The sequence below is a fragment of the Pantoea sp. XAF26B01_ASV70 genome (assembly GCF_054512635.1).
Genome location: NZ_CM137251.1, coordinates 3658658 through 3673747 on the forward strand (window position 1 = coordinate 3658658; position 15090 = coordinate 3673747).

11 protein-coding genes are annotated in these 15090 nt (G+C 56.8%); 7 read left to right on the forward strand and 4 right to left on the reverse strand.

The window, feature by feature from the left end; all coding sequences use genetic code 11:
• Window positions 1-24: 24 nt before the first annotated feature.
• Window positions 25-753: a gluconate 2-dehydrogenase subunit 3 family protein gene (locus ACX8ZY_RS17345; RefSeq protein WP_010251628.1), complete on the reverse strand. Its 729-nt coding sequence runs from the start codon at window positions 751-753 to the stop codon at window positions 25-27.
• Between the two features lie 689 nt (window positions 754-1442).
• On the opposite strand from ACX8ZY_RS17345, the gene ACX8ZY_RS17350 reads away from it, so the two are divergent.
• The 3 genes from ACX8ZY_RS17350 (at window position 1443) to ACX8ZY_RS17360 (ending at window position 5944) form a co-directional block, all read left to right on the forward strand.
• A complete protein-coding gene (locus tag ACX8ZY_RS17350) occupies window positions 1443-3014 on the forward strand; it encodes an ABC transporter substrate-binding protein (protein ID WP_421665121.1) in 1572 nt (523 codons plus the stop codon).
• Window positions 3015-3134: 120 nt separating this feature from the next.
• The gene (locus ACX8ZY_RS17355; protein WP_421665122.1) at window positions 3135-4637 is read left to right on the forward strand and encodes a helicase HerA-like C-terminal domain-containing protein; all 1503 of its coding nucleotides are present in this window, start codon (window positions 3135-3137) and stop codon (window positions 4635-4637) included.
• Between the two features lie 26 nt (window positions 4638-4663).
• On the forward strand, window positions 4664-5944 hold the full coding sequence (locus tag ACX8ZY_RS17360; protein ID WP_421665123.1) for a DUF445 domain-containing protein: 1281 nt from the start codon (window positions 4664-4666) through the stop codon (window positions 5942-5944).
• 9 nt (window positions 5945-5953) lie between these two features.
• On the opposite strand, the gene ACX8ZY_RS17365 is transcribed toward ACX8ZY_RS17360, so the two are convergent.
• Complete coding sequence (locus ACX8ZY_RS17365; RefSeq protein ID WP_421665124.1) at window positions 5954-6862, reverse strand: LysR substrate-binding domain-containing protein; 909 nt, start codon at window positions 6860-6862, stop codon at window positions 5954-5956.
• A 101-nt stretch (window positions 6863-6963) separates the two neighbouring features.
• On the opposite strand from ACX8ZY_RS17365, the gene ACX8ZY_RS17370 reads away from it, so the two are divergent.
• Complete coding sequence (locus ACX8ZY_RS17370) at window positions 6964-7599, forward strand: NADPH-dependent F420 reductase (RefSeq protein WP_421665125.1); 636 nt, start codon at window positions 6964-6966, stop codon at window positions 7597-7599.
• A gap of 148 nt (window positions 7600-7747) precedes the next feature.
• Here the strand turns inward: ACX8ZY_RS17370 and lptG are convergent, their stop codons facing one another.
• Both lptG and lptF read right to left on the reverse strand, forming a co-directional pair.
• Complete coding sequence (gene lptG / locus ACX8ZY_RS17375; RefSeq protein ID WP_010251648.1) at window positions 7748-8824, reverse strand: LPS export ABC transporter permease LptG; 1077 nt, start codon at window positions 8822-8824, stop codon at window positions 7748-7750.
• On the reverse strand, window positions 8824-9924 hold the full coding sequence (gene lptF / locus ACX8ZY_RS17380; RefSeq protein ID WP_010671780.1) for an LPS export ABC transporter permease LptF: 1101 nt from the start codon (window positions 9922-9924) through the stop codon (window positions 8824-8826). Before lptF ends, lptG begins: the two co-directional genes overlap by 1 nt.
• Window positions 9925-10192: 268 nt before the next feature.
• Here lptF and pepA point away from each other — a divergent pair, with 268 nt between their 5' ends.
• The 3 genes from pepA to ACX8ZY_RS17395 all read left to right on the forward strand — a co-directional run bounded on the left by pepA (window position 10193) and on the right by ACX8ZY_RS17395 (window position 15089).
• Window positions 10193-11704, forward strand: coding sequence for a leucyl aminopeptidase (pepA, locus tag ACX8ZY_RS17385; protein WP_010251654.1), 1512 nt, complete (start codon window positions 10193-10195; stop codon window positions 11702-11704).
• A gap of 65 nt (window positions 11705-11769) precedes the next feature.
• The gene (locus ACX8ZY_RS17390) at window positions 11770-12228 is read left to right on the forward strand and encodes a DNA polymerase III subunit chi (RefSeq protein ID WP_010251657.1); all 459 of its coding nucleotides are present in this window, start codon (window positions 11770-11772) and stop codon (window positions 12226-12228) included.
• 5 nt (window positions 12229-12233) lie between these two features.
• Complete coding sequence (locus ACX8ZY_RS17395; protein ID WP_010671782.1) at window positions 12234-15089, forward strand: valine--tRNA ligase; 2856 nt, start codon at window positions 12234-12236, stop codon at window positions 15087-15089.
• The last annotated feature ends 1 nt before the right edge of the window (window position 15090 follow it).

Sequence of the window (15090 nt, forward strand, 5' to 3'; positions counted from 1 at the left end):
TCAAATACCTGATGTGGACGCGCCCTACGCGCGTTCGCCCTTCACACTGACCGGACCCAGCGGATAAGGAACGTTGTGCTGTTTCACCCATTCGGTGAAGCTGGCACGCGCGCCGGGGAAGCCGATGGCGATCCAGGCTTTCATGCCTTTATTACCGCCGTACATCGGGTCAGCAAGGTAGCCATGCTTGGTATCGGAAAGCAGCTGACTGAAGAAATGCGCAGGCTTAAGATCGGCTTCGCCCAGTGCAGCAAAGTCGATCTCGTTTTTGTTTACCTGGGTCAGCACCGCATCTTTCTCTTCCAGCGTCAGCGCATGAAACGCTTTCTGATGGGTGTTCTGCGACCACTGATTAATCAGCCGGATACCGGTCTGATACATCTGCTGTGGGCGGAACGGGATCTGGTAACCCATGGTTGCGGGCGCCTGCGTATTGAACGGCCCCTGCATGTAGATTTCGCTGCCAAACGCTTCGCTGTGCAGCTGCTGATCGATAAAGATCGGCACGTTAGTTTCCAGCGCGCCCGGCGCTTTGCCTTTGCCGCCTGCCGGAATCAAACGGTCAGTGGCGGCCAGGATAAACTGCCACTCATCGGCACTAAAAAAGATCGGTTTGTAATCGGCTAACTCCGGTGCGGCCATCTCTGCCGCCTGTGCCGCAGTAATGCCTTTGAAGACCAGTTCACTTAATGGCAACGCCAGCAGTGAACCGAGCAAAAATTTACGCCTGGTGGTGGGTTTTTCTAAAAGCATATCCGCACGACTCTCATCTGCTAAATACCCGCTTTATTTGTTATGAAGCTGAAAGGCTGAGTGCAGGCGGAAAATTCCCCGCAGAGATCAACGCACGCGGCACAGACGACGGCAGAACAGACAAGGGCAGGTAGAATTATGGTTCGGTGACTAACGGAACTTATCGGTTAATAACCTGGCAATCTTAGGGATATAGATATGTCTGGATGTAAAAATTGAATTTAAGATGTGTCTTAGTAAAAGTTTATCATGGTGTTGCGAAAGGGTTGCGGAGAGGTAAAAGATTTACAGCGCGAAAATCGGGGGTAAAACCGCATAAACATCGGGTATTTAACTCTTTTAACGCAGGAATGAGGGTTATTATTTTCGCCCTGACATCATCACGCCAGATAACCGATAAAAAAATATCATACTTCCATACAAGAGAATCATTCTTATCGTTAACACTATAGTGACTTTGATAGTCATACAATCAGACTGTGCGCAATTTGTGATCGGCTGAGTAAAACCGGCTTTATTCCGCCCGCTGTAAAATGACAATAAAATAATTACTGACCGTCATTATCTTATTTTGTCTCTTTGCCTGAATGACTACGCTAATAATTGTGCAAAGCTCATAAGAAACCCGCATTTGGAGATTATCCGGCGCCCGATAGAGTAGAGCTATCAACGACTCAGGATAACCCTCCATGCGAAAAACACTCTTGTCCCTGTTTACGGCTCTGGCACTGGTTCACCCGGCACACGCCGCCACGCCTGGCGACACGCTGGTAATTGCCGTTCCGCTTGATGGCATCATCAGTTTCGACCCGGCGGAAAGTTTTGAGACCGTCAGCAACAGTAGCCTGCGCAATATCTACCAGACGCTGCTGGAACCTGATCATCAGAATCCGCAGCAGCTCTCGCCGCTGGCTGCCACGAGCTGGCAGGCAGGCAAAACACCTCATAGCCTGGTGTTTGATCTTAATCCGCAGGCCCGCTTCGCCAGTGGTCATCCCGTGACCGCACAGGATGTGGTCTTCTCATTAACCCGCGCGGTAAAACTCAATAAAGCGCCCTCTTTTATTCTGGGTGAATTTGGCTGGACGCCAGAAAACATCGATCAGCAGTTCACGGTAATTAATGACCACCAGCTTGAGCTGCGCTGGCCAGCGGAGATCGGCAGCGATCTGGCGCTGCGCCTGCTGACCGCGCCAGTCTCCTCCATCGTCGACAGCAAACTGGCACAAGAGCACGCCAGCAACAACGATTACGGCAATAGCTGGCTGAAGGTGCACTCCGCCGGTAGCGCCGCCTATGCCATAAAACAGTTTGTCCCGCTGCAGGCGCTGGTGCTGGAAGCCAATCCCAATAGCATCCGGAAGCCGCATCTGAAGCGGGTATTGCTGAAAGGTGTGGCCGATCCGGGCAGCCGCCGTCTGCTGATCCAGCAGGGCGATGTGGATGTCGCCTATCAGCTCGGCCCGGATCAGATTACCGCGCTGAAGAACACCGCCAATGTGCGTATTGATGCCTTCCCGTCCAGCCTGGTTTATTACATCGGCTTTAACACTCAAAGCCCACAGCAACCGGCGCTGGGGAATCCGGCGCTGTGGCAGGCGGCACGCTGGCTGGTTGACTATGACAGCCTGGCGAACCAGCTGCTGAAAGGTCAGTACCGCATTCATCAGAGCTTCCTGCCGGACGGCTTCGATGGTGCACTGAACACGACACCGTTCCATTACGATCTGAAAAAGGCACAGGCGATACTGCAAAAAGGCGGCATCAAACCTGGCACCCATATCGCGCTGACGGTGGTGAACCAGCCGCCTTACATTGATGTGGCGCAGGCACTGCAGGCCAGCTTTGCCAAAGCGGATGTGCAGCTTGATATCCAGCCGGTGGCGGAATCGGAGCTGTGGAGCAAAATGCGCAGCCGGGACTTCCAGGCCATCTTTACTTACTGGGGCGCGGACTACATCGATCCCAACACCAATGCCAGCACCTTTGCCTATAACGTGCCGGGCGGCGGCAAAACCCTGGCGTGGCGCGTCGGCTGGACGATTCCGGAGCTGAGTGCACAGACCCGCGCCGCCGCCGGAGAGAGCGATGCGGTGAAACGTCGCAACCTCTACACCGGGCTGCAAACCCGCATCCAGCAGGATTCTCCGTTTGTCATGCTGTTACAGGGCGCAACCCAGGTGGCGGTGCGCAGCAACCTCAGTCATCTGCAGCAGGGCATCGGGGTCAGCCTGCTCAATTTTGAAGAGGTTCAGAAGTAAACCACTGTTGCAGGCCGCTGTTCCCCGGGCAGCGGCCTTTTTTTGGTGAATAGTTCTCCTCCTGTGCCGCTCCGGCTTGCTATCCTTCAGGCATAATCCAATGCCTGAGAGTGGAAAATCATGACTTCCCCGCTACTGATTGCCCGTACGCCAGACGTCGAACTTCATCTGTTGCAGCAAATGGCCAACCGCCATGGCCTGATCACCGGCGCGACCGGCACCGGTAAAACCGTTACGCTGCAGAAACTGGCTGAATCGTTCTCCGCCAGCGGCGTGCCGGTCTTTATGGCTGACGTTAAAGGCGATTTGACCGGCGTGGCGATGGCTGGGCAGTCCAGCGAAAAACTGCAGGAGAGGCTGGCGAAAATCGGCGTCACCGACTGGCAGCCGCAGAGCAATCCGGTGGTGCTGTGGGATATCTTCGGCGAGAAAGGCCATCCGGTTCGCGCTACCGTCTCCGATCTCGGGCCGCTGCTGCTGGCGCGGCTGCTGAACCTGAATGAGGTGCAGAGCGGCGTATTGCAGATTATTTTCCGCATCGCCGATGACCAGGGTTTGCTGCTGCTGGACTTCAAAGATCTGCGCGCCATGACCCAGTACATCGGTGACAACGCCAAAAGCTTCCAGACCCACTACGGCAACATCAACAGCGCCTCGGTCGGCGCCATCCAGCGCGGGTTACTGACGCTGGAGCAACAGGGCGCGGAGCACTTCTTTGGTGAACCGATGCTGGATATCGCCGACTGGATGCGCGTCGACAGCAACGGCAAAGGCGTCATCAACATCCTCTCTGCTGAGAAGCTCTACCAGATGCCAAAACTCTACGCCACCAGCCTGCTGTGGCTGCTGTCGGAGCTTTATGAGCATCTGCCGGAAGCGGGCGATCTCGATCAGCCAAAGCTGGTGTTCTTCTTTGATGAGGCGCACCTGCTGTTTACCGACGCGCCGCCGGTGCTGCTGGAGAAAATAGAACAGGTCATGCGGCTGATCCGCTCCAAAGGGGTCGGCGTCTGGTTCGTCACCCAGAACCCGGCAGATATTCCCGATCGGGTGCTGGGCCAGCTCGGCAACCGCGTTCAGCACGCCCTGCGCGCCTTCACCCCTAAAGATCAGAAAGCGGTAAAAACCGCCGCCGATACCCTGCGCGCCAATCCGGCGTTTGACAGCGTCGAGGCGATTCAGGCGCTGGGCACCGGCGAAGCGCTAATCTCCTTCCTGGATGCCAAAGGCAGTCCGTCGGTGGTAGAACGGGCCATGGTGATCGCCCCCGGCTCACGTATGGGTCCGGTCACAGGCGATGAACGCAACGGCCTGATCAACCATTCACCGCTCTATGGCAAATATGACAGCGAAGTTGATCGCGAATCGGCATTTGAGAAGCTGCAAAAAGGGTTTCAGGCCGCCAGCGATCAGGCCAGCGCGCCTCCGGCGAAAGGCGACGATGTCGCGGTAGATAACGGCATTCTCGGCGGGCTGAAAGAGATCCTGTTTGGCCGAACCGGCCCGCGCGGCGGCAAGCACGATGGCGTGGTGCAGACCATGGCGAAAAGCGCCACGCGCCAGATTACCAATCAGATCATCCGTGGCGTACTCGGCAGCCTGCTGGGTGGTCGTCGCCGATGAAACCGGCTCTCTGCTAAGATCAGGATATGGATAAACAACACGAACTGAAACGGACGAAACGTCTGGCGCTGCTGCTGTTACTGCTGGCTGCAATTACCTTTATCGTTACGCTTTTTCTGCCGCCCGGCTTCTGGGTCAGCGGCGTAAAAGCGATTGCGGAAGCTGCGATGGTCGGCGCGCTGGCGGACTGGTTCGCGGTGGTCGCCCTGTTCCGGCGCGTGCCGGTGCCCTTTATCTCGCGTCATACCGCCATCATTCCGCGCAACAAAGATCGTATCGGTGAAAACCTCGGTCGCTTTGTGCAGGAGAAGTTTCTTGATACCGACTCGCTGCTCAATCTGATTCGCCGTCACGATCCTTCCAACCTGCTGGCGCAATGGCTGAATGCGCCCGGCAATGCTGACCGCATCGGACGTCATCTGCTGCAGGTCATGCGCGGCTTCCTTGATCTGACCGATGATGCGCGGATCCAGACCTTTATGCGCCGCGCAGTACATCGCGCCATCGACAAGGTCGATCTCAGCCAGACCAGCGCCCTGCTGCTGGAGAGCCTGACGAAAAACAACCGTCATCAGGCGCTGCTGGACGCGGCAATCGAACAGCTGCTGAAGCTGCTGCATAAGCCCAGTACCCGCGAGTTTATTGCCATGCAGCTGGTGCGCTGGCTCAAACGCGAGCATCCGATCAAAGCCAAAATGTTGCCGACCGAATGGCTGGGCGAGCACAGCGCCGAGCTGGTGGCAAACGCGGTCGATTCACTGCTGGATGATGTGGCGCTGGATCAGGGCCATGAGCTACGCCTCGGCTTCAATCGGGCGGTCGACAAGCTGATCGTTAAACTGCAGAACGACCCGGAGATGGCAGAGCGTGCCGAGGAGATCAAAGGCTGGCTGAAAGAAGATGCCTCATTCAATCGTTACATCGGCGAGCTGTGGAATGATATGCGCAACTGGCTTAAGGCGGATCTCAGCAGTGATGACTCACGGGTGCAGGAGAAAGTGCGCGGTGCAGCCTTATGGCTGGGCGAAACCCTGGCGGCCGACCCGGCGCTGCGTGACTCGATGAATCAGCATCTGGAACAGGCCGCACGCAGCGTTGCGCCAGAGTTTGCTGGCTTCCTGACGCGTCACATCAGCGACACCGTGAAGAGCTGGGATGCACGCGACATGTCGCAGCAGATCGAACTTAATATCGGCAAAGACCTGCAGTTTATCCGCATCAACGGCACGCTGGTTGGCGGCACCATCGGGCTGCTCCTCTACCTGTTGTCGCAGCTGCCCCAGTTACTCCCGCTGCTGAGCCGATAACCGCCTGGTTTAGCCGGATGTGGGTGGATAGAGGCCAAACTCGGCAATAATGGCGCTAACAAAGCTGCGGATTTTCACCGTCTGGCGGCGGCCCGCCGGGATCAGCACATGCATGGGTCGTGCTGGCCCGGCATAATCGGGCAGCACCTGGACCAGCCGACCCTGTCTGATCTCTTCAGAGAGAATGGTGGCCGGCCCCAGGGTAATGCCATACCCCTCCAGCGCCGCATGCAGGAGCGCTTTCCAGTCATTCGACCGCATGCGCCCCTGCGGATGCACCTCTTCAACCTTACCGGCCTGGCTGAATACCCAGCGGCAGGGTTTTGAGGGCGACCAGATGCCATAAACGAGACAGGCGTGGTTCACCAGCTCTGCTGGCGTGGCGGGCACACCGTGCCGCGCCAGATAGGCTGGCGACGCGCAGGCTATCAGCCGGTAGGGCTGCAGTGGATGGGCGATGATCGAACTGTCCGCCAGCGCACCAATCCGGATCACCACCTCATAACCCTCTTCAAACGGATCGACCAGCCGATCGCTGAGTTCAAGATCGACCTGCGTTTCCGGAAACCGGTCAAGATAGCGGGTCACAAACGGCGCCAGGCTAAAAGAACCAAACGTGACCGGGGCGCTGACCTTCAGCGTACCGGACGGCCGCTGCTGCATATCCAGCGCGATCGCATCCGCTTCCTGCACCTCTGCCAGCACGATTTTGCAGCGTTCGTAATAGTTGCGGCCCACATCCGTCAGGCTTTGTCGTCGGGTGGTGCGATGCAGAAGCAGCGTACCGAGATGCTTCTCCAGCATGGCGATATGCTTCGCCACCATCTGCGGTGAGATTTGCAAATGCCCGCCTGCGGCGGCAAACGAGCCCGATTCCGCGACGGTAACGAACACGTTCATGCTGATAAGCCGATCCATGATTCCCTCCTGTTGGTTGTTTATATTGCGTCTGTTTGTCGATTTATTCACCTCCTGTTTTTAATTAAGGTCAGTGCGTGAAACTCATCGAGGAGAAACGTATGAAAATAGGCATTATTGGCGCAGGCTTTGTTGGCCGGGCGATTGCAAAACTGGCGATTCAGGCGGGACATCAGGTGATGCTCAGCAACTCGCGCGATCCACGAACGCTGTTCAGCCTGAAACCGATGATTGGCTGTGAAACCGGCACCGCCACCGAGGCCGCAGAGTTCGGTGACGTGGTGGTGATTGCCGTGCCGCTCACGGCAACGGAACAACTTCCGGCCACAGAATTGTGGGGAAAAATCGTGCTTGATGCGGTCAATTACTATCCCGACCGCGATGGCGAAATTGAAGAGCTGCTCAATGGCAGCATCAGCACCAGTGAACGGCTTGCCCGCCTGCTTCCTGGCAGCCGCATCACTAAGGCATTCAATGCCATCCGCATGACCGATCTTGAAACTCAGGGCCTGCCGCCGGGCGATGCTAACCGGCAGGCGTTACCGCTGGCGGGGGATGATAGCGAAGGGAAAGCGACCGCCACGGCATTATATGAAGCCTTTGGATTTGATGCCGTGGATGCGGGCTCGTTAGCGGAAGGCTGGCGTTTCGAGCGTGGGACGCCCGCCTATTGCGTAGCCCTGAACAGAGAGCAACTCACCAGGACACTGAATGAGACGACCCGGCACTCCGCATAAACAGGGCATCAGCGCAGAATAAAGCCGCTGAAACCGCATCTTCCAGACGGAGACCAAACGTAAAGCGATGGAAGCCTGTCCTGAGCCTGAACACCGGTCACAAAAAAGGCCGCTTGCGCGGCCTTTTCTTTTACTGCATTCATTGCGCTTAGCGCCGCTTAATCAACATAAACATACTGATAGCGAAGAACGCAAAACTCGGCAGAATCGCTCCCAGAATCGGCGGCAGACCGTAAACCAGGCTCAGCGGGCCAAAAATCTGGTCCAGCACGTAGAACAGGAAGCCAAAGCTGATACCGGTTACGACACGCACACCCATCGACACGCTACGCAGCGGTCCAAAGATAAACGACAGCGCCATCAGCATCATCACCGCCACCGACAACGGCTGGAAGATTTTGCTCCACATATTCAGCTGATAACGTCCCGATTCCTGGCCGCTCTGCTTCAGATATTTGCTGTAGCTATGCAGACCGCGAATCGATAACGCGTCAGGATCCAGCGCAACCACACCCAGCTTGTCCGGCGTCAGATTGGTTTTCCACTCGCCACTCAGACTCTGTGAACCGGTAATCTGCTTAGGATCGGTCAGGTTAGACTCATCAACCTGCGACAGTATCCAGCGCTTCTTAGCCGCATCCCAGGTCGCCGTCGCCGCGTAACGCACACTCTGCAGACGACGCTGATCGTTAAAGCTGTAGATGCTCACGCCATCAATTTCGTTGTCGCCTTTAATGCGCTCGATAAAGATAAAGCTATTGCCATCTTTCGCCCACAGACCGTTCTGCGTCGACACCAGTGCGCCACCGTAAAGCTGCTGCGCCCGGTAGTTACGCGCCATCTGCTCGCCCGAGGGCGCAACAAACTCGCCAATCGCCATAGTCAGCAACACCAGCGGAATCGCCGTTTTCATCACTGACAGCGCAACCTGCATGCGGGTAAAGCCCGCCGCCTGCATCACCACCAGTTCACTGCGCTGCGCCAGCGCGCCCAGTCCCAGCAGTGCGCCCAGCAGGGCCGCCATCGGGAAAAAGATCTCAATATCTTTCGGTACGCTCAGCAGGGTGTAGTAACCGGCACTCAGCGCGTTGTAGCTGCCCTGGCCGGTCTTGCGCAGCTGATCGACGAACTTGATGATGCCGGAAAGCGACACCAGCATGAAAAGCGTCAGCATGATGGTATTGAAAATGGTTTTACCGATATAGCGGTCAAGTACGCGAAACATCAGACCGACCCTCCGCGGGTAAAGCGGGCGCGAATCCGACGCATCGGCACCGTATCCCACAGGTTAAGGAGCACCGCCAGCACCAGATAGCTGATATTCACCACCCACATCCAGAGCGCCGGATCGAGCCGCCCTTTCGCGCCGCTCGACTTCAGCGAGCTCTGCAACAGGAAGAAAATCAGATAGAGCATCATGGCGGGCAGCATCGACAGCACGCGCCCCTGACGTGGGTTCACCACGCTGAGCGGCACCACCATCAGCGCCATCACCAGCACCGCAAACACCAGCGTCAGACGCCAGTGCAGCTCGGCCTGAAACTCAGGTGTCTTATTCGCGAACAGGTCAGTCAGACTCGCCTGTTCTGCATCGTTAGGATCGAGCGTTGCCGCTTTATAGCCTACGATTGCCTGATAATTGGTGAAGTCGGTGATACGGAAATCACGCAGCAGAGCGGTGCCCTCAAAACGGGTGCCTTTATCCAGCGTCACCACCTGCGAGCCATCTTTATGCTGCTCCATGTGACCGCTGTCAGCCAGCACCACTGAAGGACGCGCGTTACCTTTTGGCCGTAACTGCGCCAGGAACACGTTACCAAAGTTGTTGCCCTTCACATCCTCGACAAACAGCACGGCGCTGCCGTCGCTGGAGGTCTGGAACTGCCCGGCAGCCATTGCTGCCGCACCCGGGTTCGCTTTGGCGTTCTGCGTCACCTCATCCTGATAGCGGGATGACCACGGCCCCAGCCAGATGACGTTTACTGCCGCCACTATCGAGGTAAACAGCATCAGCACCATCGCTGCTTTCACCAGGACGGCCTTACTCAGGCCGCAGGCGTGCATCACGGTAATTTCACTTTCCGTGTAGAGCCGCCCCAGCGTCATCAGGATCGCCAGAAACAGACTTAAGGGCAGTATAAGTTGTGCCATTTGAGGCACACCGAGTCCTAACAAGGTCAGAACGAGGTTTGTCGGCACTTCGCCATCCACCGCGGCACCCAGGATCCTGACTAACTTCTGACAAAAGAAGATGAGTAGCAGGATAAACAGGATAGCCAGCTGGCTTTTGAGCGTTTCCCGAACCAGATATCTAATGATGATCACGCTTAGTACGCCTGTGAAAACTTGTCTTTTTGCAGGAAAATCGCTAGTTTCAACGCTTATCAGCCATTTTTCTTCATCAATGGCCGTCGCCGTAGCTAAATTTGTATGAAAAACGCGTCCGGGTGGTGAAAAAACAACATCTTGTCACCCTGATTCATTATGACCTCCAGCAGCAGAATGTCATGCTGCGACGATGAATAAATGGGTCATGAGCGCGCTACATTCTAGCGGCAGCAGCGGCCGTTGTCTTTAAGATTCAGGAGAGTGCATGGAGTTCAGTGTAAAAAGCGGAAGCCCGGAAAAACAGCGCAGTGCCTGCATTGTCGTTGGCGTTTTCGAACCGCGTCGTCTGTCACCGATTGCCGAGCAGCTGGATAAAATCAGCGACGGCTACATCAGCGCCCTGCTGCGCCGCGGCGAGCTGGAAGGAAAAGTGGGCCAGACACTGCTGCTGCATCATGTGCCAAATATCCTGTCCGAGCGTATTCTGCTGATTGGCTGCGGTAAAGAGCGTGAGCTGGATGAACGCCAGTACAAGCAGGTCATTCAGAAAACCATTAACACGCTCAACGACACCGGCTCAATGGAAGCGGTCTGCTTCCTGACCGAACTGCATGTCAAAGGCCGCAACACCTACTGGAAAGTGCGCCAGGCAGTAGAGACCTCTAAAGAGGCGCTCTACAACTTTGACCAGCTAAAAAGTAACAAAGCGGAGCCACGTCGTCCGCTGCGCAAGCTGGTCTTTAACGTGCCGACCCGCCGTGAACTGACCAGCGGCGAACGGGCTATCCAGCATGGATTAGCGGTCGCTGCCGGTATGAAAGCGGCTAAAGATCTCGGCAACATGCCACCTAATATCTGTAACGCCGCCTATCTGGCGTCACAGGCGCGTCAGCTGGCGGATGCCTTCAGCAAAAATGTCACCACCCGCGTCATTGGCGAACAGCAGATGAAAGAGCTGGGCATGAACGCCTATCTCGCTGTCGGGGCCGGTTCGCAAAACGAATCGCTGATGTCGGTAATTGAATACAAAGGCAATCCGGATGCGGAAGCGCGCCCGATTGTGCTGGTGGGTAAAGGGCTGACCTTTGACTCCGGCGGCATCTCCATCAAGCCTGCCGACAGCATGGACGAAATGAAGTATGACATGTGCGGCGCGGCCGCCGTCTATGGCGTGATGCGTATGGTGGCAGAGCTGAATCTGCCGCTGAACGTGGTTGGCGTGCTGGCGGGCTGTGAAAACATGCCGGATGGCCGGTCGATGCGTCCGGGCGACGTGCTGACCACCATGTCTGGCCAGACGGTTGAGGTGCTGAACACCGATGCCGAAGGCCGCCTGGTCCTGTGCGATGCGCTGACCTATGTTGAACGTTTCGATCCGGAAGTGGTGATTGACGTGGCGACGCTGACCGGTGCCTGCGTGATTGCGCTGGGTCATCACATCAGCGGCCTGCTGTCGAACCACAATCCGCTGGCGCATGAGCTGATCAGCGCCTCGGAGCAGTCAGGCGATCGCGCCTGGCGTCTGCCGATGGCGGATGAGTTCCAGGAGCAGCTGGAGTCCAACTTTGCCGATATGGCGAACATTGGTGGCCGTCCCGGCGGCGCGATTACCGCCGCCTGCTTCCTGGCACGCTTTGCCCGCAAATATAACTGGGCACACCTGGATATCGCCGGTACCGCCTGGCGCTCCGGCAAGGCCAAAGGCGCCACCGGACGTCCGGTGCCGATGCTGTCGCAATTTCTGTTGAATCGGGCAGGATTGAACGGCGACGATTAAGCGCCCTCTTTTCTGACAGCAAGGGCGGATATCATTCCGCCCTTGATCTTCTGATGAGCAAACCGATGAAAAACGCAACCTTCTACGTGCTGGAAACCGATGCAACGAGCGATGGCCTTAGCGCCGTTGAAGCGCTGGTGTGCAATCTGGCGGAAACACGCTGGCGGGCCGGAAAGCGGGTGTTGATCGCCTGCGAAGATGAACAGCAAGCCATTCGACTTGACGAAGCGCTGTGGCAACGACCGGCAAACGCCTTCGTGCCGCATAATCTGGCGGGTGAAGGCCCGCGCTACGGTGCGCCGGTTGAGCTGGCCTGGCCACAGCGTCGCGGCAGTTCACCGCGCGACCTGCTGATTAGCCTGCTGCCCCACTTCGCAGATTTTGCTACTGCTTTCCATGAAGTGATAGACTTCGTTCCTTACGAAGACACGCTCAAACAACTGGCGCGCGACCGCTATAAAGCGTATCGCAGCGTTGGATTCCAATTGAATACGGCAGCGCCACCACAGCCGCAAACGACATAGCAGAAATGGAAAAGACATATAACCCGCAAGATATCGAGCAGCCGCTTTACGAGCATTGGGAAAAGCAGGGCTACTTCAAACCGAATGGCGATACCAGCCAGGAAAGCTTTTGCATCATGATCCCGCCGCCGAACGTCACCGGTAGCTTGCACATGGGTCACGCCTTCCAGCAAACCATCATGGACACCATGATCCGTTACCAGCGCATGCAGGGGAAAAATACCCTGTGGCAGGCGGGTACGGACCACGCGGGCATCGCCACGCAGATGGTGGTTGAGCGCAAAATTGCGGCTGAAGAGGGCAAGACGCGCCAGGACTATGGCCGTGATGCGTTCATCGACAAAATCTGGCAGTGGAAAGCAGAATCCGGCGGCACCATTACCCGCCAGATGCGCCGTCTGGGCAACTCCGTCGACTGGGAGCGCGAGCGCTTCACCATGGACGATGGCCTTTCCAACGCCGTGAAAGAGGTGTTTGTTCGCCTCTATAAAGAGAACCTGATCTACCGTGGCAAACGCCTGGTGAACTGGGATCCAAAACTGCGTACCGCAATCTCCGATCTGGAAGTGGAAAACCGCGAGAGCAAAGGCTCGATGTGGCATATCCGCTATCCACTGGCTGACGGCGCAAAAACCGCCGACGGCAAAGATTACCTGGTGGTCGCCACCACCCGTCCGGAAACCCTGCTGGGCGATACCGGCGTCGCCGTTAACCCGGAAGATCCACGTTACAAAGATCTGATCGGCAAATTTGTGATGCTGCCGCTGGTTGGCCGTCTTATCCCTATCGTTGGCGACGAACATGCCGACATGGAAAAAGGCACCGGCTGCGTCAAGATCACCCCGGCGCATGACTTCAACGACTATGAAGTCGGCCGTCGTCACAAACTGCCGATGATCAACATCCTGACCTTCGACGGCGATATCCGCGACCGTGCTCAGGTGTATGACACCAATGGCGAAGCCAGCGATGCCTGTTCCGATGAGATCCCGGCGGCTTTCCAGAACATGGAACGCTTTGCGGCGCGTAAAGCGATTGTTGCCGCTGTCGATGAACTCGGCCTGCTTGAAGAGATCAAACCCCACGATCTGACCGTGCCTTACGGCGACCGTGGCGGCGTGGTTATCGAGCCGATGCTGACTGACCAGTGGTATGTGCGTACCGCACCGCTGGCGAAAGTCGCGGTTGAAGCCGTTGAAAACGGCGACATCCAGTTTGTACCGAAGCAGTACGAAAACATGTACTTCTCCTGGATGCGCGATATTCAGGACTGGTGTATCTCCCGTCAGCTCTGGTGGGGTCACCGCATCCCGGCGTGGTATGACGACAACGGTAACGTCTACGTCGGCCGCACCGAAGACGAAGTGCGCGCTGAGAACAACCTGGCCGCCGATGTGGCGCTGCGTCAGGATGATGACGTGCTGGATACCTGGTTCTCCTCAGGTCTGTGGACCTTCTCCACCCTGGGCTGGCCGGAAAACACCGAAGCGCTGCGTACTTTCCATCCGACCAGTGTGCTGGTCAGCGGCTTCGACATCATCTTCTTCTGGATTGCCCGCATGATCATGCTGACCATGCACTTCATCAAAGATGAAAACGGCAAACCACAGGTACCGTTTAAAACCGTCTACATGACCGGTCTGATCCGTGATGAAGAAGGTCAGAAGATGTCGAAATCCAAGGGCAACGTGATTGACCCGCTGGATATGGTCGACGGCATTTCACTGGAAGCGCTGCTGGAAAAACGCACCGGCAACATGATGCAGCCACAGCTGGCGGAGAAAATCCGCAAACGTACCGAGAAGCAGTTCCCGGACGGCATCGAGCCATCAGGCACCGATGCGCTGCGTTTCACTCTGGCGGCGCTGGCCTCTACCGGTCGCGACATCAACTGGGACATGAAGCGCCTGGAAGGCTATCGCAACTTCTGTAACAAGCTGTGGAACGCCAGCCGCTTTGTGCTGATGAACACCGAAGAGCAGGATTGCGGACAGAATGGCGGCGAAATGACGCTGTCGCTGGCAGATCGCTGGATCCTGACCGAGTTTAACAACACGGTGAAAGCGTACCGTGAAGCGCTGGATAGCTACCGTTTCGATATCGCGGCTAACCTGCTGTATGACTTCACCTGGAACCAGTTCTGCGACTGGTATCTGGAGCTGACCAAGCCGGTCATGAACAGCGGCAGTGAATCTGAACTGCGTGGCACCCGTCATACGCTGGTTCACGTGCTCGAGGCGCTGCTGCGTCTGGCGCATCCGATCATTCCGTTTATCACTGAAACCATCTGGCAGCGCGTGAAGGGGCTGAAGAATATCAGCGACGACACCATCATGCTGCAGCCTTTCCCGCAGTACGATGCGGCGAAAGAAGATGCCGAAGCGAAAGCGGACATCGAGTGGATGAAACAGGCGATCGTGGCGGTGCGTAATATCCGTGCCGAGATGAACATCGCACTGAGCAAGCCGCTGGATGTGCTGCTGCGTGACTGCTCGCCTGCGGCACTGCGTCGCGTTGAAGCTAACCGCAACTTCCTGTCGCGCCTGGCGCGTCTGGAAAGCCTGACCATTCTGCCTGCGGGCGAGAAAGGTCCGGTGTCGGTGACCAAACTGGTTGAAGGCGCAGAGCTGCTGATCCCGATGGCGGATCTGGTGGATAAAACCGCTGAGCTGGAGCGTCTGGCGAAAGAGCTGGTTAAGCTGGATGTAGAAATCGAGAAGATCGAGACCAAGCTGGCGAACGAAGGCTTTGTTTCGCGCGCCCCGGAAGCGGTGGTGGCGAAAGAGCGCGAACGCGTAGCGGACCTGCAACAATCAAAAGCAAAACTGATTGAACAGCAGGCGGTCATTGCGGCGCTCTGAT